Source organism: Streptomyces sp. NPDC042002 (genome assembly GCF_055588305.1).
Map to the genome: position 1 here is coordinate 24640 of NZ_JBVJCT010000017.1, position 22750 is coordinate 47389.

The 22750-nt window shown below is 71.0% G+C and carries 17 protein-coding genes and 1 tRNA gene; 9 read left to right on the forward strand and 9 right to left on the reverse strand.

Annotation, left to right across the window (positions count from 1 at the left end; genetic code table 11):
* Positions 1-99: 99 nt before the first annotated feature.
* The 3 genes from ACZ6KY_RS24240 to ACZ6KY_RS24250 all read right to left on the reverse strand — a co-directional run bounded on the left by ACZ6KY_RS24240 (position 100) and on the right by ACZ6KY_RS24250 (position 3684).
* Positions 100-2184 carry an MDR family MFS transporter gene (locus tag ACZ6KY_RS24240; protein WP_469312372.1) on the reverse strand — a complete coding sequence of 695 codons (2085 nt, stop codon included), beginning with the start codon at positions 2182-2184 and terminating at the stop codon, positions 100-102.
* A gap of 77 nt (positions 2185-2261) precedes the next feature.
* Entirely contained in the window at positions 2262-3032 is a 771-nt protein-coding gene (gene cobF, locus ACZ6KY_RS24245; RefSeq protein ID WP_469312373.1) for a precorrin-6A synthase (deacetylating), read from the reverse strand.
* A gap of 127 nt (positions 3033-3159) precedes the next feature.
* The gene (locus ACZ6KY_RS24250) at positions 3160-3684 is read right to left on the reverse strand and encodes a DUF309 domain-containing protein (RefSeq protein ID WP_469312374.1); all 525 of its coding nucleotides are present in this window, start codon (positions 3682-3684) and stop codon (positions 3160-3162) included.
* A gap of 100 nt (positions 3685-3784) precedes the next feature.
* On the opposite strand from ACZ6KY_RS24250, the gene ACZ6KY_RS24255 reads away from it, so the two are divergent.
* Positions 3785-3858, forward strand: a tRNA-Pro gene (locus ACZ6KY_RS24255).
* 214 nt (positions 3859-4072) lie between these two features.
* Here the strand turns inward: ACZ6KY_RS24255 and ACZ6KY_RS24260 are convergent.
* The 6 genes from ACZ6KY_RS24260 to ACZ6KY_RS24285 form a co-directional block, all read right to left on the reverse strand.
* A complete protein-coding gene (locus tag ACZ6KY_RS24260) occupies positions 4073-5980 on the reverse strand; it encodes an ArnT family glycosyltransferase (protein WP_469312375.1) in 1908 nt (635 codons plus the stop codon).
* 41 nt (positions 5981-6021) lie between these two features.
* Positions 6022-7098 carry an NlpC/P60 family protein gene (locus tag ACZ6KY_RS24265; protein WP_469312376.1) on the reverse strand — a complete coding sequence of 359 codons (1077 nt, stop codon included), beginning with the start codon at positions 7096-7098 and terminating at the stop codon, positions 6022-6024.
* A gap of 44 nt (positions 7099-7142) precedes the next feature.
* Entirely contained in the window at positions 7143-7625 is a 483-nt protein-coding gene (locus ACZ6KY_RS24270) for a poly-gamma-glutamate biosynthesis protein PgsC/CapC (protein ID WP_469312377.1), read from the reverse strand.
* Positions 7625-9082, reverse strand: a complete 1458-nt coding sequence (pgsB, locus tag ACZ6KY_RS24275) for a poly-gamma-glutamate synthase PgsB (RefSeq protein WP_469312378.1) — start codon at positions 9080-9082, stop codon at positions 7625-7627. Before pgsB ends, ACZ6KY_RS24270 begins: the two co-directional genes overlap by 1 nt.
* Positions 9083-9097: 15 nt before the next feature.
* Positions 9098-11368 (reverse strand): HAMP domain-containing protein, encoded by a 2271-nt coding sequence (locus tag ACZ6KY_RS24280; RefSeq protein WP_469312379.1) that lies wholly within the window; start codon positions 11366-11368, stop codon positions 9098-9100.
* 238 nt (positions 11369-11606) lie between these two features.
* Complete coding sequence (locus tag ACZ6KY_RS24285; RefSeq protein ID WP_469312380.1) at positions 11607-12914, reverse strand: alpha/beta hydrolase family protein; 1308 nt, start codon at positions 12912-12914, stop codon at positions 11607-11609.
* A gap of 1064 nt (positions 12915-13978) precedes the next feature.
* On the opposite strand from ACZ6KY_RS24285, the gene ACZ6KY_RS24290 reads away from it, so the two are divergent.
* From ACZ6KY_RS24290 to ACZ6KY_RS24325, 8 genes are all read left to right on the forward strand, one after another.
* Positions 13979-15217, forward strand: coding sequence for a CaiB/BaiF CoA transferase family protein (locus ACZ6KY_RS24290; protein WP_469312381.1), 1239 nt, complete (start codon positions 13979-13981; stop codon positions 15215-15217).
* Positions 15218-15259: 42 nt separating this feature from the next.
* Positions 15260-16153, forward strand: a complete 894-nt coding sequence (locus ACZ6KY_RS24295; protein ID WP_469312382.1) for a hydroxymethylglutaryl-CoA lyase — start codon at positions 15260-15262, stop codon at positions 16151-16153.
* Between the two features lie 70 nt (positions 16154-16223).
* The gene (locus ACZ6KY_RS24300) at positions 16224-16886 is read left to right on the forward strand and encodes a GntR family transcriptional regulator (protein ID WP_469312383.1); all 663 of its coding nucleotides are present in this window, start codon (positions 16224-16226) and stop codon (positions 16884-16886) included.
* Positions 16887-17224: 338 nt separating this feature from the next.
* Entirely contained in the window at positions 17225-18484 is a 1260-nt protein-coding gene (locus tag ACZ6KY_RS24305; RefSeq protein WP_469312384.1) for a CaiB/BaiF CoA transferase family protein, read from the forward strand.
* Positions 18478-20016 (forward strand): class I adenylate-forming enzyme family protein, encoded by a 1539-nt coding sequence (locus tag ACZ6KY_RS24310; RefSeq protein ID WP_469312385.1) that lies wholly within the window; start codon positions 18478-18480, stop codon positions 20014-20016. Before ACZ6KY_RS24305 ends, ACZ6KY_RS24310 begins: the two co-directional genes overlap by 7 nt.
* Before the next feature lie 132 nt (positions 20017-20148).
* Positions 20149-21261 (forward strand): SMP-30/gluconolactonase/LRE family protein, encoded by a 1113-nt coding sequence (locus ACZ6KY_RS24315; protein WP_469312386.1) that lies wholly within the window; start codon positions 20149-20151, stop codon positions 21259-21261.
* Positions 21262-21322: 61 nt separating this feature from the next.
* Positions 21323-22279, forward strand: a complete 957-nt coding sequence (locus ACZ6KY_RS24320; RefSeq protein WP_469312387.1) for an SMP-30/gluconolactonase/LRE family protein — start codon at positions 21323-21325, stop codon at positions 22277-22279.
* Positions 22276-22662, forward strand: coding sequence for a nuclear transport factor 2 family protein (locus tag ACZ6KY_RS24325; protein WP_469312388.1), 387 nt, complete (start codon positions 22276-22278; stop codon positions 22660-22662). Before ACZ6KY_RS24320 ends, ACZ6KY_RS24325 begins: the two co-directional genes overlap by 4 nt.
* Positions 22663-22750 lie beyond the last annotated feature (88 nt).

Consider the following 22750-nt stretch of genomic DNA (forward strand, 5'->3'; position numbering starts at 1 on the left):
GCACGGCGCGTGACATCCCGTCCCGGCTCCCGGCGCCAACTACGCCCCCGCGCACCGCTGTTCGCGGCCGACCGGGCGCCGGGCCGGGCGCGGGGTCCGTCAACTCGTCGTGGCCGACGTCAGTTCCGGGGTCCGGTCGGGCAGGCCCTGGGTCAGGTCCTCGACCAGCAGACGCTTGGCGATGGTGTCGACGGCGGCGCGCAGTTCCGCGCCGGACGGGCGCCCGACATCCTGCTCCACGCGCCCGGCGAGCCAGCGCCCCCACGCCTCGCTGATCACCCGTGCCTCACGCTCGCCCGCCGCGGTGTGCGAGAACAGCGAGCCGTGCCGGGTCAGATAGCCCTCCTCGACCATGCGGTCGAACACCGGGACGAGCACCTCGGGAGGCAGTTGGCGCCGGGCCGCGATCAGCGCGAGGTTGGCGTGTCCGACCATGCGGGTGAACAGCTCCACCTGCATCACGGCCCAGGCGCCCGCCACATCCAGCCGGGTGTCGGAGTCGGAGACGATCCGGCGCGCGGTGTTCACCTCCGTGGTGCCGATGATTTTCGCGACCGAGAACTCCAGCAGCCGCTGGGAGTCCGCGGTGGACGGCGACGCGAAGCCCTCGCCCATGTCCGTCGACCCCATGCGCGCGCTGTCGCGCAGCTCCACCTGCTTGAGGAAGAGCGCCACGAAGAAGCCGAGGACCGCGACCGGAACCGTCCACAGGAACACCGTGTGAATGGTGTCGGCGTACGCGTCGATGATGGGTCCGGCCGCCTGGGGCGGCAGCCGGTGCAGCCCTTCCGGACTCTGCGCGGCCTTGGCGATGACGACGGGCCCGGCCGCACCTGTCTCTGCGGCGGCCCTGACCCCGTCGGCCAGGTTGGGCTTCAGCGCGTTGGTGTAGATCGTGCCGAAGACGGCCGTACCGAACGAACTGCCCAGCGTACGGAAGAAGGTGACCCCGGACGTCGCGGTGCCGAGGTCGGTGTACTCGACGGTGTTCTGCACGGTGATCGTCAGCACCTGCATGCACAGCCCGATCCCGGTGCCGAACACGAACATGTACAGGGACTCCAGCCAGGCCCCGGTGCCCGGTCCCATGCGCGACATCAGATAGAGCCCGACCGCCATCACCAGGGAGCCGACGATGGGGAAGATCCGGTACTGCCCGGTCTTGCTGACCACGTTGCCGCTGAAGACCGACGCGATGAGCAGCCCCAGGACCATGGGCAGCGTGCGCACGCCGGAGAGGGTGGCCGAGTTCCCGTCCACGTACTGCAGATACGTCGGCAGATAGGTCATCGCGCCGAGCATCGCGAACCCCACGATGAAGCTGAGGATCGAGCAGACCGTGAAGACCGGGTTGGAGAACAGCCGCATCGGCAGCATCGGTTCGGCCGCGCGCGTCTCCACCCAGCAGAACAGGCCGAGTGCGAGCAGACCGCCCACGAAGAGGCCGATGATGGCCGGCGATCCCCAGGCGTACTCGTTGCCTCCCCAACTCGTCGCCAGGATCAGCGCGCTGGCCCCGACCGCGACCAGCGCGATGCCCAGATAGTCGATGACCGGCCGGGTCACCGACTTCACCACGGGGATGGTGCGGGCCGCCGCGATCACCACGACGATCGCGAGGGGCACGTTGACGTAGAACGCCCACCGCCACGACAGATGATCCGTGAACAGCCCGCCGAGCAGCGGCCCGATGACCGTGGCCACACCGAAGACGGCACCGATCGCGCCCTGGTACTTGCCCCGCTCGCGCAGCGGGATGACGTCCGCGATCAGCGCCATGGCGGTCACCATCAGACCGCCCGCGCCGACGCCCTGCAACGCCCGCCAGGCGATCAGCAGGGTCATGTTCGTGGCGAGCCCGCACAGGAACGAACCCGTGATGAAGATGATCGCCGACGCCTGGAAGACCACCTTGCGGCCGAACAGGTCGCCGAACTTGCCGACCAGCACCGTCGCCACGGTCTCGGCCAGCAGGTACGCGGTCACCACCCACGACATGTGCGCGGCGCCGCCCAGGTCCGACACGATCGTCGGCAGCGCGGTGCCCACGATCGTCTGGTCGAGCGCGGCGAGCAGCATGCCCAGCACGATCGTCGCGAAGACGATGTTGCGGCGGCGGCTGTCCAGCACCGGCGGCCCGGGCGCCCCCGCCGCGGGTGGCGCCGTATCCTCCGTGATCGTCACAATCGCCACCCTCACACCGGAGGGCTCCCCGTGCATGCGGGGCGACCCGCCCGGCGTACGGCGGAACGGGGCGCTCCCTAGCTTCCCGGATTCCTGCGCAGCAGATAGGTGTCCATGATCCAGCCCTTGCGCTCCCGGGCCTCGGCGCGCAACCGCTCGATACGGGGGGCCGCTTCGGCCAGCGGACCGGAGGCGAGGATCTCGTCGGGGGTGCCGATGTAGGCGCCCCAGTAGATGTCGATGTCCTCGTCCGCGTACTGCCGGAACGTCTGATGGGCGTCGAGCATCACGACCACGTCGTCCACCCCGTCGGGGAAGCCCTCCGCGAGACGCCGACCGGTGGTGATCTGCACGGGCCGGGCAACCCGGTTCAGTCCCGTGCGGTGCCGGGCGACGAGCGCCGAGACGCTGCTGATGCCGGGCACCACGTCGTACGAGAACGCCACCGCCCCCCGGTCCAGGATCTCCTCCAGGATGCCGAGCGTGCTGTCGTACAGGGCGGGATCGCCCCACACCAGGAACGCGCCGCTCTCGTCCTCGCCCAACTCCTCGGTGATCAGCCGCTCGTAGACGGCCGCGCGGGCGCTGCGCCAGTCCCCGACGGCCGGCGAGTACGCGGAGCCTCCCGCGGTGCGGTCCCGGTCCGGGTCGCGGGCCTCGACCAGGCGGTACGCCCCCTCCGGTATGTGCGCGTGGAGGATGTCGCGCCGGAGCTGGACGAGGTCCGACTTCACCTCGCCCTTGTCCAGGATGAAGAACACGTCCGTGCTCCTCAGCGCCTTGACCGCCTGCAGCGTGAGCTGATCGGGGTCGCCCGCTCCGATGCCGATGACATGAATCTTTCGCACACCCAGAGTCTGCCGCACGCCACTGACAGTGGACGCACCGCATCCGGCAACGCCCTGCCGGGCATCCGACTCGTACGTGGTCGGGCATCGACCCCGTGTCCGGTCGGGTGCCCAAGGCGTGCCCTCGTCAGGCGTCCCGGCCGCGCAGGCGTGGCGACGCCGCCGCCGCGTCGACCCGCCCGCCGTCGCGCTCCACGGCGGTCGCCAACTCCCGGGCCCAGAGGGTGAGTTCCGTGAGGTGCAGGTCGTACGGCCGCGGCAGGCCGGTCCCCGACGTCCACTCCTCGACCGCCCCGGCGCCGCGGCGCAGCAGCCGTACGCCGCCCGTCGCGTTTCCCCGGGCCGCGTGGGTGAGCCCGACGGCGAGCTGCGCCAGTCCCCGCCAGAGCCCGCGCTCCTCCCGCGGACCGGACTTCCACGCGTCCTCGAAGACCTCGTGCGCGTGGAAGGGCCTGCCCGCGTCCAGCAGCGCCTGGGCCTCGGTGACCGTCGCCTCGGGGCCCCGCACGACGCCCTCAGGCTGCCGTTCCACCCCGTCCGCCCCGTACGGCAGCGGGCGCCCCAGTCCGTCGCGGGGCCGGGCGTTCCGCGCCCGGCCCTCGGTGTCCCGATCCCGCCCGCCGGCCTGCCGCGTCTCAGATGTCCCGGTCATACGCCGATTGTCGCGCGCCACGCCCCGTCCGCGGAGCATCCCCCGACGTGGGGTAAAGTTCTGTTCGCACGATCACGCGGGTCACCGCGGGTGAAGGCATCGGGACGTGGCGCAGCTTGGTAGCGCACTTGACTGGGGGTCAAGGGGTCGCAGGTTCAAATCCTGTCGTCCCGACTTTTCGAAGTCGCAGGTGAGGGGCCGTTTCGGAGAAATCCGAAGCGGCCCCTCAGCTGTTCTCGGGGTGGTCCGGCGCCGGAGTGCCAGGGCTCGCGGGCCGAGGAGCTCGCCCTCTGCGGCGAGAGGGAGAGCTCCGAGCGGGCCGGGCGTTGGCGGCGGGCCGCCGGCGCTCAGCCGTTGACCGTGGTCCGCGGGTTCCGGAGGCGCCGCCTCACCCCTTCGGTCTGCAGTCGTAGAGGGAGAGGGTGCCGTCGGTGCGGCGGCCGTAGTCGGTGGGCCGGACGCGGGTGCAGTGGGACTTCACCCAGGTGGTGGCGGCAGTGGCGGGACGCTTCGTGGTGAGCAGCGTGTAGCGCAGCTGGTGGGTGGTGACGAGCGTCCCGAGCTGCCGGGCGCTCGGGTAGGGGGTGATGCCGGTGAAGCCGCCCATGACGAGCATCGGCTCGGACTTCGCGCGCAGCAGGGGCTCGGCGGCGTAGGCGGCCTGGGTGGCGAGCAGGAATTTCTCGCCGTGGCGGTGCGCGGTGAGGTAGTGGAGCAGGGCGGTGTCACGGGCGCTCGGCCGGCCGAGCCCCACCCTGGAGACGGTGCGGTGGTGCTGGAGGGCCTCGTAGTACGCGATGCCGACCGGACCGGCCATCGGTGAGGTGGAGGCGCCCGCGTACAGCGGGTCGAGACAGGAGAAGGCCCAGCCGGCCGGGACGACCAGCATGGCCGCGATCCCGGCGGCGAGGGCGCTGCGGACCATCCGCGGGGAGGTGCGGGGCCCGCGGATCCACAGGCCCGCCGCACCGCACACCGCGAGCATCGCGGCGACCGGCAGCAGCCAGGACACGAAGCGGGTCGGCCAGTCGAGCACCAGCGCCCACACCGCCGTCAGCACGATCGCCGCCGGCAGCGCCACGCGCCGCCGGCCGCCCTCCTCGTACTCCGAGCGGAAGAGCTCGATGCCGCCGCCGGCCAGCGCGGCGAGTGCCGGGGCGATGACAGCGGTGTAGTAGGCGTGGTTGCCGTTGGAGGCGCTGAACACCAGCGTGTGCACGACCAGCCAGCCGCCCCAGAGCAGAAATCCCGCGCGCAGCGGGTCGGTCCGCGGCTGCTGGGCGCGCCAGACGACGCCGAGCACCGCGGCGAGCACGGCGAGCGGCAGGAACCAGGCGACCTGGGGACCGACCGTGTGGTTGACCAGCATCGTCCAGCCGGTGTTGCCGGTCGTGCGGCTGGCGGCGGTTCCCGCGACGGCACCGAACGCGGTGGCGTCGCCGCTGAAGCGGCTCAGGCCGTTGTAGCCGAAGACCAGGGCGAACGGACTGTTGTTGGACGTTCCGTCGAGGTACGGGCGGTGGGCGGCCGGTGTCGCCCAGGCGAGCAGCACCCAGGAACAGGAGACCGCCAGGGCGACCGCACCGGCCGACAAGGACCGCAGGGCCCTCTTCAACGGCGTTCCGGGCGCGGCGAGTTGATAGACCAGGGCGAAGACCGGCAGCACCAGCCACGCCTGCATCATCTTGGCCTGGAAAGCCAGCCCGACCCAGATCCCGCACATGATCAGCGGCAGCAGCCGCTCGGTGCGCACCGCCTTCTGCAGTGCGCCGGCGGCCGCCACCAGCAGCAGAGTGAGCGCGGTGTCCGGGATGGTGGCCCGGGTGAGGGCCACGGTGACCGGGGTGAGCGTGAGCGCCAGCGCGGCGATCAGCGCGGCGAAAGGCCCGGCCCAGGCCCGTACGATCCGGTGCAGCAGCCATACGGTGAGCACGCCCTCGACGACCTGCGGAAGCGCGGCCGCCCACGTGTGCGGGCCGAAGAGCCAGACGGAGGCGGCCTCCGGCCAGAACGCGCCGGGGAGCTTGTCGACGGTGACCGAACCGCCGACGTCGAGCCCGCCGAAGAGGAAGGCGCGCCAGCTGCCTGCCATCGACCGTGTCGCCGCGCCGTAGAAGGGGTGGAGCGCGGCGTGCCCGATGCCCCAGGAGTACAGCACCAGGGCGGTGACCAGCACCGCGGCGAGCGCCGGGTGCTCCCAGCGATGGACGGCTTCCGCCGGTCGGTCGGAGCGACGGTCTTTCGCCCGTCGGCTTCGGCGCGCGCCGGTGGGCTGGGCGGCGGGGATGGTGGCCATGACAGTGGTCCTCGGATCAGCGGACGGGTGAGGCGGCGGGTTCACAGGCGGCGGGCCGCCCTGAACCCGCGGGCGTAGAAGTCGGTGCCGTCCAGCAGCGAGCGGCCCGACAGGTCGCCCATGGTCGGGCCGTTGGCGGCGGAGCGGCTGGAGTAGAAGCGGTGCCGGCCCTGGTCGTCGAGGCCCAGGTACATGCCGCAGTGGTCGATGAAGCCCGGCCGGTTCTTGATGATGGCGAAGAAGACCAGGTCCCCGGGCTGCAGGACGCCCAGGTCGGTGGGCTGACTGTCGGTGTGCGGGATCACCAGGCGGCCGGGACCGTAGGCGGCGATGGCGAAGGCGCGGCGCGGCATGCCGACGCCCTTGGTGTTGGTGTTGTGCAGGGGCAGACCCATGCGGTAGCCCCACACCAGGCGCTGGAAGCCGGAGCAGTCGACGTCGCCGTAGCGGGCCTGCTCCGGCTGCGCGCGCGTGCCGTCCGAGAAGGTCCAGGGGGTGCCGAGATAGTCGTAGAAGTCGGACTGCTCGTCGTGGTAGGCGAAGTCCAGGGGGCTGTTGACCTCCTGGTTGCGCGGGCCGAAGTGCGCGGTGCCCGCGTAGCGCACGCCGGCGCCGTTGTGCTTGTCGGGCGCCCCGGCGCTGCTGTACTCGAACGCCGCCGCGAAGACGTCCGGACCGGTGTCGCCGAGCGCCTTGCCGAACCAGCCCTTGAACCAGGCGGACTTCTCCATGCCCTGCTGCCACGTGTGCGGCAGCACCCGCACCCAGGCGTTCGTGGTCACCGTTGCGCTGGTGGTCCGCGCTTCGCTGAAGCTGCGGCTCGGCCCGGCGAGCACGGCGGTACGGGCACCGTCGGTGAAGGTGGCGAGCGTGCCGCCGTCGGAGCCGCGGACGACGGTGCGGCCGGGGTCGGACAGCCGCTCGAAGCTCTGGCTCCCGGGCCGGGTGCTCACGCCGTTCGCGCTGTCACCGCTGCCGCCGCTTACGCTGCCGCTGCCGTGCTGGTTGCGGTCCCAGACGTAACCACCGACCACCCCGGCGGCCGCCACGCCCGCGACCGTGCCGAGCACGGCGCGGCGAGTCGGACGGTTGCGCCTGCCGCTGTGTTCAGAGTGCATGGCCGGTGCTCCTTGAGAGAGTGGGGTGCGGGGCGGTGGACGGGTCAGGCGGTGGGCAGGGCGCCGAGCAGCAGCCCGACGACGAGGACCACATAGGTGGCCAGCGTCACCGCCGTGGTCGAGATGAGCGTGGCCCCCAGCGGCTGGCGGACCATCTGGTAGGAAACCAGGCCGGGGACGATGAAGCCGAGCGTCTGTGACGTGTACAGCAGTGGGAACTCGTGGTTGAGGGCGAGCATCACGGTGGTCTGCATGAGCACAGCGCACAGCACCACGGCGGCGAACAGCCGCTTGCCGTAGAGGATCACCGTGCGCTGGAGCAGTTTCGTCATGAAGTAGGTCAGCGCCGAGACACCGACCATCAGCGCCGCCATCTGCACGTCGGTGACGAGCGTGAGGGCGATCCAGCCAGGGGTGATCATCCCCCCGGGCGAGAGGTTGGTGGTCAGGTAGCAGACGAGCGAGAAGACCAGCCCGAGGGCGATCCCGAGTGCGGCGGTCTGTGCGGTGAGGTTGGCGGGGATCACTAACGGTTCCTCGGAGACTGGTGGGGATCGTAGGCGTGGTACAGGTCGTCTTCGGTTCGCTCGTCGTCGGGCCGGTCGTGGCGGGCGGCGAACCGGCGGGCGAGCTCGCGCTGCCCCGGGACGTGGAAGGAGTGTGTCGTCTCCAGCGGCGCCACCCAGCTGTACGGCTCGGGGGCGGGGGGCCGGGACATCGCCATCTGCCGGGGCAGCGCGAACTGCATGGTCTCCTGGTCCAGGCCGTCGCCGGCGGGAACGGCGGCGAGCTCGTCCTCGGAGGCGTCCAGCGGCAGTTCGGCGAGGCATTCCAGGAACAGCTCGCCCTGGCCGTGGATGTTGCCGATCGCGACCAGCGAGGAGGAGGGGCCGAGTTCCGCGAGGATCGCCGCGGTCATCTCCTCGGGCTCCCGGCGGTCGCCGCCGAGGTCCACCACCCGCCCGGTGAAGCCGGCCGGAATGGCGTCCCGGGCGCTCTTGGTCGGGTGGCCGATCAGGAAGACCGTCTCGGGGGCGAGGCCGGGGATGATCGCGCCCATCTGGCCGTTGCGCTCCACCCGGTCCGGACGGCAGTTGATGATCACGTTGAGCGGCTGCCTGATCGCGCCCAGGTCCTTCAGCTGCTTGACGTTCATCAGCGTCGACTCGGGGTCGTTGGCCGCGAAGACGTTGGCGAAGCGCAGCCGCTTGCCCTCGGGCGTGACGTAGCGCTCCACCGACAGCACGCCCGGGTCGGGTGGCGCGTCCCACATGCCCTGCAGCGCGGTCTGCCGTTCCACGCCGAGCAGTTCGGCGACGGCGAGCGCGATCGCCACGTTCTCCTTGAAGGTGAACCAGCTGAAGCCGCGCAGTTCGGCGTCGCTCACCGACTCCGGATCGACGGAGACCAGACGGCAGTCCCGCTTGTCGGCCTCCTGCTGGAGGATGTGCAGACGGTCCTTCTCCGCCGTCACACACACCCCGCCGACCGGCATCGAGCGGGAGAGCGAGCGGGCGACGTCGTCCAACGTCGGCCCCATCTCCTCCAGGTGGTCCTCACGGACGTTGCACAGGACGCCGATCGTGGAGCGGATCAGCTTCTCCTGGTTGATCTCCTGCAATGCGGGCATCACCGCCATGCACTCGATCACCAGCGCGTGCGGGCGGTAGGTCGCCGCCCGCCGTACGATGCCGATCTGCTCGACGATGTTGGACAGCCCGAACTTGCGGTAGATCGGCTCCTCGGTGGCGTCCGGATGGATGAACCGGGCCGCGGTGCCGGTGGTCTTGGCCACCGTGACCAGTCCGCCGCCGCGCAACGCGCCCGCGCACAGCCGGGTGATGGAGCTCTTGCCGCGGATGCCGTTGACCAGCACCCGGGTCGGTATCTGGTTCAGCGAGTCGAAATGCCGCCTCTGTTCCACGATTCCGGCGACCCACAGTGCGGCGCAGCACAGCAGGACTATGACATATAGGAAGAGCACGCCGAATCCGTTCTTCTACCGCTGGAGTGTGTTCTCGGGCCACGACTGGAAGGGGTCCGCGGTCTGTCCGGACCTGTCCGCCCGGCCGCGTTCCGCGAGGGCCTGGCGGATCAGCTCCAGGCTGCGGGTGACCGAGCCGACCTCGTCGTGGTTGACCGGGTGCAGCACGGTACGGCGGTCCCCGCCCGCGAGCTTCTCGATGAGCACGGCGACCGCTCGCAGCGGCCGGAACACCACGACGTGCAGCCAGCCCAGGCAGGCCGCGCCGAACGCGAGGCCCAGGATCCCGGCGAGCATGGTGCGCTGCTGGGCCTGCACCGCGGGGAGCTGGAGCGCCGCCGCGGGCTCCGCGGTCACCACGCGCCAGCCGAGGTGTGCTGTCGGGCCGTTCTGCGCCAGCGGCGCGGCGGCGTCGACCGAGGGACCGGAGGACGAGGAGAGCACCGTCGAGGTCGCGGTGCCCGCGGTGCCCGGGGCGCTCTGGGCGGCGCGGGCGAGGCGGGTCAGGCCGGCCTCGGGCAGCGCCTGGAAGGCGCGGTAGCCCACGCTCGCCGCCAGCACCTTGCAGTCGGCGTCCGTCACCCAGACGCTGCCCAGATTGGGCCTCGCCAGGGTGGAGTTGAGCGTTTTCACGTCGATCTCGCCGAAGAGGACCACCCCGGCCGCCGGGGCCTTGCCCTTGACCGCCTGGACCTGGGCGTAGGAGGCGATGGCCGGTATCCGGCCCGAGGTGTTGACGGTGGTGACCCCGCCGCCGTCGGGTACGTGGACGAGGGTGCGCAGTGGTGATTCCCCGACCCGCAGGGTGACGGCGCCTGAGCGGTCCAGGAGGTACAGCGAGCGGTACTGCTTGTGTCTGGCGAGAGCGTGCCGCAGGTCCTCGGCCTGGGCGGCCCGGCTCAGGCCCGGCAGGCTTACGGCCACCTCGCTCAGGTCGACGTACGACTGGTCGAGCGACTGGCGGACACGGTTCGCCGCGAGCTCTGCGCGCGCCTGCTGGTTGGCGATGACCGGTGCCGGAACCGAGGTCGCGGTGTCCGCCCGGTTCAGCACGAAGATCATCGGCACCGCCCAGCCGGCCACCAGCACCAGGACGAGCGCTGCCAGCGCCCGGTAGCCCGGTCCGCGGCGTGCCGGGAACTCCTGCGGGCCGCTCTCGCCGAGCAGTTGCAGGCGCAGCGACTCCAACGCCCGCCCGATCCGGGCCAGTTCCCCGAAGCCGTGCACCGGGACGGGCCGATCGAGCTCCGCCGCCTCGGCCGGACCGTCCTCGGTCGCGCCCCGGGCCAGGCGGCCGGCGGACAGGTACAGCCGCAGCAGCGGGCGCTGCACGAGGAAGTTCAGCATCAGCCCGAGCAGCAGCGCGATAACGGCCAGTGCCCCCGCGGCCTTGAGCGCGAAGCCCGAGTAGTCGGCGGCGGAGGTCGTGGCGGGCACCACGCGGGAGGTGAGCACCACCAGGCCGAGGTCGTCGGTGTCGCCCGGACCGGTCGCCGAGGCGACCTGGGCCCAGCCGGCCACCGTGGGATGAGGGCCAGTGGCGGCGGCCAACAGGCTTCCGGAGGCGTCGGTGTCCCGCCCCGACGCGCTCACCGCGCGCGACGCCGACGCGGGCAGACCGCTGTCGGCCGCGGCCGGCGACGCCACGCCGCGGGACGTGGTGACGAGCGCCTTGCCGCTTGCGTCCAGCACCTTGGCGGTGCGCCCGTCGCCGTACGTCGTGAGGGAGGGGAGCGCCTCGGAGACCACCAGCAGCCACTGCCGCTCGGTCTGGTCCTGGTCCTGGTTCTGGTCCTGGTTGGCGTCCACCTGCTCCGCGGGCAGCGTGACCCTGGCGAAGTACAGCAGCCGCCGCGTCCCGTCCGAGGTCACCAGCCGGGGCGTGATCGGGTCGTGCTCGGACGTCTTCCTGGCGTCGTCCACCCCGGCCAGCGCCACCGACCCGCCACCGGACGCGAGCAGTTTGCCGGTGTGCGCGTCGAGCAGGGCGCTGCCGAGGTCCGCCTTGTTCACGGCGGTCAGTGCTTTGAGCGTGCTCGCGGGTGTCGATGCGCTCGTCGCAGGGTAGGCGTCGGTCGTACGGCGGATCGTGCTCGCCTCGGCATCGATCGCGGTACGCACCGACAGTGCGGTGTCCGAGGCGATCTGCTGCTCCGAGTTCAGCGCGGCCGGCGGCACACGCTCGGAATGGACATCGCCGAGGCCGGTGACGGTCAGGGCGGCGACCACGAGGAGGAGCAGGACGAGCAGGACGATCGGCGGGCGCACTCCGCCGAGCAGCGGCATGTCGGCGCGGCGGCGGACTCGGTGTCGGCGCGGCGCCCGGGACTCGGTGGGCAGGGCAGCGGTTCCTCTCTCAATGGGCGCCTAGCGCAAAAAAGTTCGATAGGTCGAACTAGCACTCTAGTGTCACGCGATCACATCACCATCACATATTCGTACCGCCGTTGTGCGAATGGGGTGTCTTCTCGGCCACATCGAAGGGCGGACCCCGCACAGCGGAGCCCGCCCTTGGAACGCCCGGTCAGCGGACGAAGGAGATCTCCGAGTACTTCTTGTCGGGTCCGTCGAGCAGGGTGCTGTGCTGCTTGCGCAGCGTCTGGTCGAAGAACGCGGCGAGGTAGGTGCGCTGGATCGCGATCGCGCGGTTCGGGTCGATGGTGCCGTACTGCTGCTGGAGCTGGGCCTGCGAGAGCCCGAGCAGTCCCGCCTCCTGGTGGACCATCGCCTCGTTGTCGCTGAACGAGAGGTGCGCCGCGCCGTGGAGCTGGATGTCGACCCGGTAGCCCTTGAGGTGCGACCACAGGGTGCGCCAGGAGCTGTCGGTGTTGCGGTTGTGGGTGCCGGAGCTGAAGAGCATGAACGGGCGGTCCAGGTCCTTGCTCGGCGCCGTGCCGAAGAACTGTCCGTCCAGGTTGGCGCCGGCGGCGATGCGTTTGTCGAGCTGCATGGCGGTGTCGACCGCGGCACCGCCCAGCGACCAGCCGAACATGCCGATACGGGACATGTCCACGGCCTTCGTCAGACCGGTGGGGAGTGTGGCCTTTCCGGCGTCCGGGTTGCCGCCCTTGCTGAGCGTGCCGAGCTGGTCGATGACGTACTTGATGTCGGCCGCGCGCACCTTGAGCGTGTCGGAGGAGTGCGTGCCGGCCGGCATCCTGTTGGTCTCGACCCGGTTCCCGGGGAACTGCACCTCGTTGGCGTCGTGGGTGTGGTCGACGGTGACGACGAGGTAGCCGCGGCTGGCGAGGTCCTGGACGAGCGCGGTGCCCATCGCGCGGTCGGAGTGCAGCCCGGTCGAGAACAGCAGGACGGGCAGCTTGCCGAGATTGGTGTCCACCGGGGCGAGGACGTGGCCCGCGGTCGTCGGCAGGGTCACCCGCTGCGGCGACAGGCCGCGCGAGGCGAGGAAGTCGGCACCCGAGAGCGACGGCATCCACGGCGCCTGGTAGTGCCCGGAGGGGGAGGAGGTCGGGTACCAGAGCGAGACCATCAGCTCGCGCTTCGTGCCGGCCACGTACGGGTCCGTGCGCGACTTGTCGACCAGGTGCAGGCCGACCATGCCCACGCTGTGGCTTCCGGACGGCGCGGGAAGGGTGAGCTTGAGCGGGGACGAGTTCAGGGTGTTGGCCGAGAAGGTGGTGGGGCCGACGGCCTTGTACTGCCTTGGAGCCTCGTCGTTCTCGGGCGCCCAGGGCGCCTTCGGGTCGGGCGTGGCCTTGGGGGTCTCGGGCTTGCCGTGTGTCGTCTCGGCGGCCATCGCCGGCGTCGTCATCCCCGCACCCAAGGCGACGGCGATCGCACTGGCCGTGCTGACCGCGCTGGCGATCACTTTTCCTCGTTGCCGGGGGCGGCGGTGTTTCATGGAACCCCTCGTGGGTCAGTGATCGCGGAACAGGCGATCGACTGCCGCACACCGTACCGTCGTTGACGGGCCGACGAACCGGCGCACCCTTGTTTACGGCGCACTCGATCGAGCGGACGGCAGGTCCCGCTCTTCGTCTGCAAACACGGGACGGGAGCCTGGCCGGCCGACCGGAAACGCACCTCCCGCAACGATCCCCGCTGCCCGAGGTGCGCTCTGCCCGGTGGCCGTACCCAGGAATTTTGCGAACGCGACGTCACGACAGGCCCTGCGAACAGCGTTGCACGGCGTACGGAGCGGGATCGAATTCCTGCCGGGGCCGCTCGTCGTCGTGGGCCGTCCTCGGTCTCGCCGCGCCGAGGACCGGCCCGTTTGTTCGCCGGCGGTCTGATCCGGTGTTCGAGGCCTGGAGCAGCCGCCCCAACTCGTCCGGTATCAGCCGCTCGACGATCCCCGCCGCAACCGACACCCGACCGGCCACGTGAGTTGGCCGTCGGTGCGGGTGGGCAGGCCGGTGTTGCCTGATCGCGTCGACTGCGGAGTGCGCGGGGTACCGCCGTGCGACATGTGGCCGTCGCCGATGCCGAGCGCGGCCGGAGGCCGCTTCCGTGTTCGCGGGGAAGCGGCCTCCGGCATGTTGCGGGGTCCGTGTCCGGGCGCGGTGAGGCACGCCCGGCACCACCGGGGCGACCGGCCGACCCCCATCACGCCAGGGCGCGGCAGGCCGGTCCTCCGAGTGCCGCGGCGACACCACGGCCACCGCCGCGGCACTGGTCCCGCCCGACCGGGTGGACGGCCGGTGCCGAGTCGAACCAGGTCGGCGGGCGGCGGCCCGGTGCCGGAGCCTGGCACCCCGGTCGGGCCGGGTGTCCACCTCGCGAGATTGCACACAATCACCCGTGTCCATTCGTTGAGGTAGGGGCTATGGTGCCTGAACAGAGGCAATGAGGCCTCGATCGGCGATCCGAAGTTGTGTACAAGTCGGCGACGGTTGCTCGATGTGCGCGATGTGGGCGAGAGGTGGACATCCCATGGCTGACGACCAGCAGAGTGGCTCCCGGCATACGGCGGCGGCTGCCCAGGGGCCATTGGCGGGGGTACGGGTCGTAGAGACGGGCTCGCTCATCGCGGGGCCGTTCTGCGGACAGCTCCTCGGCGACTTCGGGGCCGAAGTGATCAAGGCCGAGGACCCCGGCAACGGTGACCCGATGCGGCAGTGGGGGAGCAACCTCCCGCAGGGTCTCTCCCTGACCTGGCCGATCATCGCCCGCAACAAGAAGTCGATCACGTGCGACCTGCGCAGGCCCGAGGGGCAGCGGCTGCTCCGGGACCTGCTCGCCACGGCCGACGTGTTCATCGAGAACTTCCGCCCGGGCACCCTGGAGCGATGGGGGCTCGGACCCGCCGAGCTCGCCGAGCTGAACCCCCGGCTCGTGGTCACCCGGGTCACCGGCTACGGCCAGGACGGGCCCTACTCCCGGCGTGCCGGATTCGGCTCCATCGGCGAGGCGATGGGCGGCCTGCGGTACATCACCGGGGAGCCCGACCGCGCGCCCAGCCGCACCGGCATCTCGATCGGCGACTCGCTGGCCGGCACGTTCGCCGCGCTCGGCACCGTGATGGCCCTGTTCTCCCGTGAGCACACCGGCCGGGGCCAGGTCGTCGACTCCGCGATCTACGAAGCCGTCCTCGCGATGATGGAGTCGATCCTGCCGGAATGGGAGCTGAGCGGCTCGCGGCGCGAGCGCACCGGGTCGATCCTGCCGGGCGTCTCGCCCAGCAACGTGTATCCGACCCGCGACGGCTCGTCCGTCCTCATCGCCGCCAACCGGGACACCGTGTTCAACCGGCTGGCCGAGCTGATGGACAGGCCGGAGTGGCAGACCGACGAGCGGTTCGGGACGCACGCGGCCCGCGGTGAGCACCAGGCCGAGCTCGACAAACTGGTGTCCGAGTGGACCCAGGAGCAGGACTCCGAAGCGCTGCTCGACCTGCTGCACGAGGCCGGGGTACCGGCCGGACTGACCTACACCGCGCAGGACATGTTCGCGGACCCGCACTTCGAGGCCAGGCGGACGATCGTCCGGCTGATGCACGACAAGCTCGGTTCGTTCCCGATGCAGAACGTCGCCCCCAGGCTGTCCGGGACCCCCGGCGCGGTGCAGACGCTCGGCCCGGAACTGGGACAGCACAACGACGAGGTGTACGGCGGAATCCTCGGCCTCGACGCCGCGGCCCGCGCCCTCCTGCACGAGCAGGGCGTCATCTAGTCAGCCGGCCGAAGTCCCGGGGCAAGGAAGAGGAGACACCCCGTGAGCGTCAGAATCTGTGAAGTGGGTCCGCGTGACGGACTCCAGAACGAGCCCGAACACCTGAGCCCACGGCAGCGAGCGGACTTCGTCGACCGGCTGTCCGCCACCGGCGTCGACCGCATAGAGATCGCCAGCTTCGTGAACCCCGCCCGGGTGCCGCAGATGGCCGGGGCGGAAGAGGTCTGCGCCGCGGTGGAACCCGCCGAGGGCGTCAGCCTCGCGGCACTCGTCCTCAACCGGCGCGGCTACACCCGGCTCGCGGAGACCCGGTGCGTGGAGGCCCGTATGGCCTTCTGCGTCACCGAGACCTTCAACGAGCGCAACCAGGGCCGCAGCGTCGAGCAGTCGATCGCGGAGGCGGCCGACATCGTCGCGGCGGCCCACGCGGACGGCCGCCGGGCCAGTGTCACGCTGGCCGCGTCGTTCGGCTGCCCCTTCGAGGGGACGGTCGACCCGGGCCGCGTACTGGCCATCGCCGAGCGGGTCGCCGCCACCGGCGCCGACGAACTCGTCTTCGCCGACACCATCGGCGTCGGGGTGCCCCACCAGGTGACCCGGCTGCTCACCGGTGCGGCAGGTCTTGGCATCCCGCTCGGCCTGCATCTGCACAACACGCGCAACACCGGCTACGCCAACGCCTACGCGGGGGTGGAAGCCGGCGTGTCGGTCCTGGACAGCTCCGTCGCGGGCATCGGCGGCTGCCCGTTCGCTCCGAAGGCGACCGGTAACATCGCCACCGAGGACCTCGTCTACCTGCTCGAAGGGCAGGGCGTGGACACCGGCATCGATCTCGACGCGCTGTTGTCCACCGCAGCGTGGATCACGGAGGTTCTCGGCAGGCCGCTGCCGGGGCAGTTGCTGCGTGCCGGACGGTTCCCCGCGCCCGCGCGATGACCCGCGGGGACGGTCGCGCGGCGGTAGCGGGTCGCGCCCTGATCATGGTGCCGTACCGGGAGCAGAAACGATGACGAAGCCGTCGGTGAGGGTCTACGAGGACCTCCGCAGGAGCATCCTGACCGGAGCCCACCCGTCCGGCGCGTGGCTGCGCGAGGAGAACATCGCGACCACCTACGAGGTGAGCCGCACTCCCGTACGCGACGCGCTGCGCCGGTTGCAGGCCGACGGGCTCATCACCCTGCACCCCAACCGCGGCGCGCAGGTGACCGGATTCGACGCCGCCGATCTCGACGACATCTTCAGTCTGCGGGCGCTGCTTGAGGGCTACGCAGCGCGCCGCGCCGCCGAGCGCGACGGTTCGGAGGCCGAGCGCGAGGAACTGCGGGCGCTGTGCGACGCCATGGACGAGGCGGCGCGCGCCGGTGGCGACGACGCCGACGACCGCATCACCGAACTCAACATGCGGTTCCATCGCGCGCTGCACCGGGCGGCAGGGAACGCGCTGCTCCCCGGGATCCTGTCCGGGGTCATCGAGATCTCCCTCGTACGGCACACGTTCCACAACTACTCCCCGGAGGAGATGGCGCGCAGCCTGCGCCAGCACCGGGAACTGGTCGACGCGCTCACCGCCCGCGACGGGACGTGGGCGCAGTCGGTCATGACGGCGCACGTGCTGTCCGCGCGGGCGTCCCTGAGCCGGTACAGGGCCGACCAGCAGTCCGGGGAATGACCGGGTAGGCCCGGTCCCTCCGCGGACGGACCGGGAGCGTCCGCCGGGCGCGCTCGCGGGGTGAGGCCGCCGGGTGAGGCCGTCGGGCGGGACTGTCGGACGGCCCGCGGCAGGTCCCGGGTCCCGTTCCGGTCACCCCTTGCCCGGCAGGGTCGAGGGGTGGGTCCGGCACGCCGTTTTGAGGGCGGTGCCGGCGCTCGTACGAGCCGTGGACCAGCGGATTTCACCACCACGGCCGGCGCCGCGCGACGTCGTGCAGGACCGCCTCGATCAGTCCCGCGGCGGTCCCGCGGCAGAAGTGATTCAGGTCTGTACGAACCGGAGGGCGCTGTGCTTTCATGCCTGTACCGACCGGACGGTACAACGAGGTACGACGACTGGAGGTGGACATGAGCGGGCCTCTCGACGGGGTGCGGGTGGTGGAGATCGCCGGGGTCGGCCCGGCTCCGTTCGCCGCGATGCTGCTGGCGGACATGGGCGCCGAGGTGGTCCGGGTGGACCGGGTGGCCGCGATCGAGCAGTCGCCCGGGATGGACGCCCCCCGGTTCCGGATCCCCGAGCGCAGCCGCCGCTCCGTGGCCGTGGACCTGAAGTCCCCCGAGGGCGCGGAGATCGTGCTCCGGCTGGCCGGGACCGCCGACGCCGTGATCGAGGGCTTCCGCCCGGGTGTCGCCGAACGTCTCGGCATCGGACCGGACGAGTGCCGCGCCCGCAACCCGCGCCTGGTGTACGGCCGGATGACGGGCTGGGGGCAGCGGGGCCCACTCTCGGACCGTGCCGGTCACGACATCAACTTCATCTCCGTCGCGGGAGCGCTGCATCCCATCGGACTCGCCGGGCAGCCGCCGGTACCGCCGGTGAACCTGGTCGGCGAGGGCGGCGGCGGGATGCTGCTGGCCTTCGGGATCGTCTGCGCGCTGCTGGAGGCCCGGCAGTCCGGAACCGGGCAGGTCGTGGACGCGGGCATCGTCGACGGAGCCGCTCTGCTGCTGTCGTCGGTGCTCGGGATGCGCGCCGCCGGCACCTGGAACACGGAACGCGGCACCAACACCCTCGACTCGGGCTCGCCCTTCTACGGCACCTACCGCTGCGCCGACGGCGAGTACGTGGCCGTCGGCGCGGCCGAGCGGTACTTCTTCGACCGTCTCCTGGGCGCGCTCGGCGTCGCCGACGACCCGAGGGCGGCCGGGGACCGGCTGGACCGCGGGCGCTGGGATGCGATGAAGGAGTGCATCGCCGAGGCGTTCGCCGCCAGGTCGCGTGCCGAATGGATGGCGGTGTTCGACGATGTCGACGCCTGCGTCACCCCGGTCCTCTCGCTCGACGAGGTCGCGGGCCACCCGCACAACCGTGCGCGCGGCACGTTCCTCGACATCGAAGGGGTGGTGCACCCCGCCGCCGCCCCCCGCTTCAGCCGTACCCGGCCCGCGGCACCGAGACCGCCCGGCGCGCCGGGCCGGGACTCCGCCGACGTGCTGCGCGCGGCGGGCTACAGCCACCAGCAGATCACCGGATTCGTCGAGAGGCGCGTGGTCGCGTTCCCGGACCGCACCGCCACCTCGGTCATCGACCGCACAGGAGGAAGAACGCCATGCTGATCAGTGACGTGCTGCGTCGCAACGCGATGCGGACACCGGAAAAGAACGCGCTTGTCATGGCGGACGGTTCGGGCTCCCGCACCTATGCCGAGCTGTACGAGAGGGCGATGCGCCTCGCGAACGCGCTCCTCGGCATCGCCTCGCGGGGCGACCGGATCGCGATCCTGTCCGAGAACAACCCCGAGTACGTCGAGGCGTACTACGGCGTCCCCGCCGTGGGCATGGCGCTGACCATGCTCAACTACCGCCTGCACCCGAAGGAATGGGTGTGGATCCTCAACAACTCCGGTGCCAGGGTCGTCCTGGTCCAGGAGCAGTATCTGGAGGCGCTCACCGAACACCGCGCCGATCTGGAGACGGTCGAGCACATCGTCGTCATCGGTGAGTCCCGGCCCGGCGTGCGCGGCTACGAGGACCTCGTGGCCGAGGGCCGGCCGACCGAGCCCGAGGTGCGGGTCACCGACGACGAGGTCGCCTGGCTGCTCTACACCAGCGGCACCACCGGATTCCCCAAGGGCGCCCAGCTCACCCACCGCAACATCAACACCGCGCTGGTCCAGTCGGTGCTCGCCTACGAGCCGACGGCGGAGACCAGCTTCCTCAACGCGATGCCGCTGTGCCACGTCGCCGGGTACCTCACGCCGATGCACCAGTTCAACGGCGGTTCGGTGCTGATGATGTCCGGCTGGGACCCGGAGCAGTGGATGCGGCTGGTCCAGGACCACCGGGTCACCAGCGGCGGTTTCGCCCCGACGATGATGACGATGCTCCTCGCCCACCCGAAGATCGACGAGTACGACCTGAGCAGCCTGGAGTGGATGGGCTACGGCGCCTCCAAGATCCCCGTCGACGTGCTGCGCCGCACGATCGAGCGGTTCGGACCGATCGTGTACGCGGGTATGGGCATGACCGAGCTGGGCGGGAACATGCTGACCCTCGACAAGGCGGCCCACATCCGGGCCGTGAACGGCGAGGAGCACCTGCTCGACGCGGTCGGCAAGCCGATGGCCCTGGTGGACGTGCGCGTGGTGCGGCCCGACGGCGAGGACTGCGAGATCGGCGAGATCGGCGAGATCGTCGTCCAGGGCGACCAGGTCACCGTCGGGTACCACGGCAATCCGCGGGCGACCGAAGAAGCCTGGTCCGGGGGCTGGTTCCACACCGGTGACCTCGCCCGCAAGGACGAGGAGGGCTTCCTCTACATCGTCGACCGGGCCAAGGACATGATCATCTCCGGTGGCGAGAACGTCTACTCCAGCGAGGTCGAGAACGCCCTCTACGAGCACCCCGCGGTCGCCGAGGCGGCGGTCATCGGCCTGCCGGACCCGGTGTGGGGCGAGAAGGTGGCCGCCGTGGTGGTCCGCAGGGAGGGCCAGGAGGTCTCGGAGGACGACATCGTGGCGCAGTGCAGGAGCCGGCTCGCCTCGTACAAGCAGCCGCGCGCGGTGTTCTTCGCGGACGCCCTGCCGAAGACGGTCAGCGGCAAGATCCGCAAGAACGACCTGCGGGACCGGTTCGGCACCGGGGAGTGACGTCCGTGGCGGGGGAGTCGCCCCACGAGGGGTGATCCTCGCTCCGGCGGCGGCCCGAGGGCACGGGCCCCGGGCCGGACGGCGAAACCAGCAACGCGTTCACCAGGAACTGCACCGAAAGGACGGTTGGCCATGGAAAGAACCGAGGAGCCCGCACAGGCCGGTCAGGACATACCGCCGCCGCGCAGGGCCCTCTCGCGCCGGTCGCTGATCGGACGGATGACCGCGGTGACCGCGGGTGCCTCGGGCGCCGCGGTGCTCGGCCCGGTCGGCGCGGCCACCGCCGCGGACGGCAGGGGAGGCGGGCCGGGCGGGAGCCGGAAGCCGAAGGCGACCGTCGTGGCCACCGGGCTGAAGTTCCCCGAGGGGCCCCTCGCGCTCCCGAACGGTGACGTGCTCGTCGTCGAGGTGCTGCGCGGGACGCTGACGCGGATCACCCCGGACGGCACCGTGTCGGTGGTGGCCGAGCTGGGCGGCGGCCCCAACGGCGCGGCCCTGGGCCCCGACGGCCGGGTCTACGTCACCGACAACGGCGGCCTGAACGGTTTCGACGTGGGCGGGTTCACCTTCGCCGGCGGCACCCCCGCCGGCTACGTCACCGGCAGCATCCAGGCGGTCGACCTCGCCGACGGGTCGGTGGAGACGCTCTACACCGAGGCCGGCGGGCAGCCGTTGCGCGGTCCTGACGACCTGGTCTTCGACGCCCACGGCGGCTTCTACTTCACCGACTACGGCAAGACCGGCGCGACCTCCGTCGACCGGGGGCGGCTGTTCTACGCCACCGCCGACGGCACCTCGATCCGGAAGGTGGCCGACGGGATGGACGGCCCCAACGGCATCGGGCTCTCGCCGGACGGCAAGCGGCTGTACGTCAGCGAGACGTACACCGCGCGGGTCTGGTGGTGGGAGGTCACGGCCCCCGGAGTGATCAAGGGCGGTCTCTCGCTGGGCGGTTCGGGCGGCGGCAACTTCCTGTACACCGCGCCCGACTACACGAACTTCGACTCGCTCGCCGTCGAGGCCGGAGGCAACGTCTGCGTGGCGTCGATGATCCACGCCGGCATCTCGGTGGTGAGCCCGAAGGGCCACCTCGTGGAGTTCGTCGACATCAATGTCGGCGGCGACCCGGGCATATCCAACATCTGCTTTGGAGGAAAACACCTGACCACCGCGTACATCACCGCCTCCAGCACCGGAAAGCTGCTGAAGGTGGAGTGGCCGCGGCGGGGCCTGGCACTGAACTGAAGGCCCGTCGGAACAAACGTAAAAAGTCAGCTGCAAAGAACATCCCGGGAAGGGAAAGCAAATGAATGTCACCACTCTTGCCACCGGACTGAAGTTCCCCGAGGGGCCGGTCGCGCTCCCGAACGGTGACGTGCTCGTCGTCGAGGTCCTGGGCGGGAAGCTGACGCGGATCACTCCGGACGGCACCGTGTCGGTGGTGGCCGAGCTGGGCGGCGGTCCCAACGGCGCGGCCCTCGGCCCCGACGGCCGGGTCTACGTCACCAACAACGGCGGCATGATGGGCTTCGAGGTCGCCGGCTTCACCTGGGCCGTCGGCATCGCGCCCGACTACGTCACCGGCAGCATCCAGGCGGTCGACCTCACGGACGGTTCCGTGGAGACCCTCTACACCGAGTGCGACGGGCAGCAACTGCGCAGCGCCAGCGACCTGGTCTTCGACGCCCACGGCGGGATGTACTTCACCGACTACGGCAAGAGCGACGGGGTCACCGGCGACAAGGGCCGGCTCTTCTACGCGACCGCCGACGGGACCTCGATCAAGCTGCTCACCGGTGGGATGGACGGCCCCAACGGTATCGGCCTCTCGCCCGACGGCACGCGGCTGTACGTCAACGAGACCTTCACCGCGCGCGTGTGGTGGTGGGAGGTCACCGCGCCGGGCGAGATCAAGGGCGGCCTGTCCATGGGCGGCTCCGGCGGCGGCAACTTCCTGTACACCGCCCCCGACTACACGAACTTCGACGGGCTCGGCATCGAGGCCGACGGCAACCTCTGCGTGGCGTCGATGGTCCACACCGGCATCTCCGTGGTCAGCCCGGAGGGCGAACTGGTGGAGTTCGTCGACATCCACGTCGACAACGACCCGGGCCTGACCAACATCTGCTGGGGCGGCGAGGGCCTGCGGACCGCCTACATGACCATGGCCAGCACCGGACAGCTCATCAAGGTGGACTGGCCGCGCCCCGGTCTGGCCCTCAACTACGGCCCCACCGGCGAGCCGGAGGGTGAGCGGGCATGAGCGCGGGCGTCTCCGCGCTCGCCGACCGGTTCTTCGCAGCGGTCTCCCATGGGGACCTCGCGGAACTGGAGGCGCTGTACAGCCCGGACGTGACCGTCTGGCACAACTACGACGACGTCGACCAGACGCGCGTGGAAAGCCTGCGGCTGCTCTCCTGGCTCGCCGCGAAGGCCGGCCCGCTGCGTTATGCGGACGTGCGGCGGACGGTCCTGGACGACGGGTTCGTACAGCAGCACGTCGTCGAACTCGGCGGGCGGTGCGAAGGAATCCGTATGCCCGCCATGCTCAGGGTCTTCTGCGACGACCGGCACATCCGCCGGATCGAGGAATACGTGGACCCGAGCCCGCTGAACATACGGCTGGCGGCGACGGCGGCACCTTGACCGGAACGCCGACCGTGGTGTGCCGAACGGCACGGTCGGCCCTGACAGCCCACCATTGACGGGAACACCTGGCCAGATTACTGTACCG

What these genes read in the sequence shown, in the direction of transcription:
- ACZ6KY_RS24250 (WP_469312374.1), bottom strand. Translation starts at nt 3,684, where the DNA reads ATGACCGGGACATCTGAGACGCGGCAGGCCGGCGGGCGGGATCGGGAC.
- ACZ6KY_RS24260 (WP_469312375.1), bottom strand. Translation starts at nt 5,980, where the DNA reads ATGGCCACCATCCCCGCCGCCCAGCCCACCGGCGCGCGCCGAAGCCGA.
- ACZ6KY_RS24265 (WP_469312376.1), bottom strand. Translation starts at nt 7,098, where the DNA reads ATGCACTCTGAACACAGCGGCAGGCGCAACCGTCCGACTCGCCGCGCC.
- ACZ6KY_RS24280 (WP_469312379.1), bottom strand. Translation starts at nt 11,368, where the DNA reads ATGCCGCTGCTCGGCGGAGTGCGCCCGCCGATCGTCCTGCTCGTCCTG.
- ACZ6KY_RS24290 (WP_469312381.1), top strand. Translation starts at nt 13,979, where the DNA reads ATGGCTGACGACCAGCAGAGTGGCTCCCGGCATACGGCGGCGGCTGCC.
- ACZ6KY_RS24300 (WP_469312383.1), top strand. Translation starts at nt 16,224, where the DNA reads ATGACGAAGCCGTCGGTGAGGGTCTACGAGGACCTCCGCAGGAGCATC.
- ACZ6KY_RS24305 (WP_469312384.1), top strand. Translation starts at nt 17,225, where the DNA reads ATGCCTGTACCGACCGGACGGTACAACGAGGTACGACGACTGGAGGTG.
- ACZ6KY_RS24310 (WP_469312385.1), top strand. Translation starts at nt 18,478, where the DNA reads ATGCTGATCAGTGACGTGCTGCGTCGCAACGCGATGCGGACACCGGAA.
- ACZ6KY_RS24315 (WP_469312386.1), top strand. Translation starts at nt 20,149, where the DNA reads ATGGAAAGAACCGAGGAGCCCGCACAGGCCGGTCAGGACATACCGCCG.
- ACZ6KY_RS24320 (WP_469312387.1), top strand. Translation starts at nt 21,323, where the DNA reads ATGAATGTCACCACTCTTGCCACCGGACTGAAGTTCCCCGAGGGGCCG.
- ACZ6KY_RS24325 (WP_469312388.1), top strand. Translation starts at nt 22,276, where the DNA reads ATGAGCGCGGGCGTCTCCGCGCTCGCCGACCGGTTCTTCGCAGCGGTC.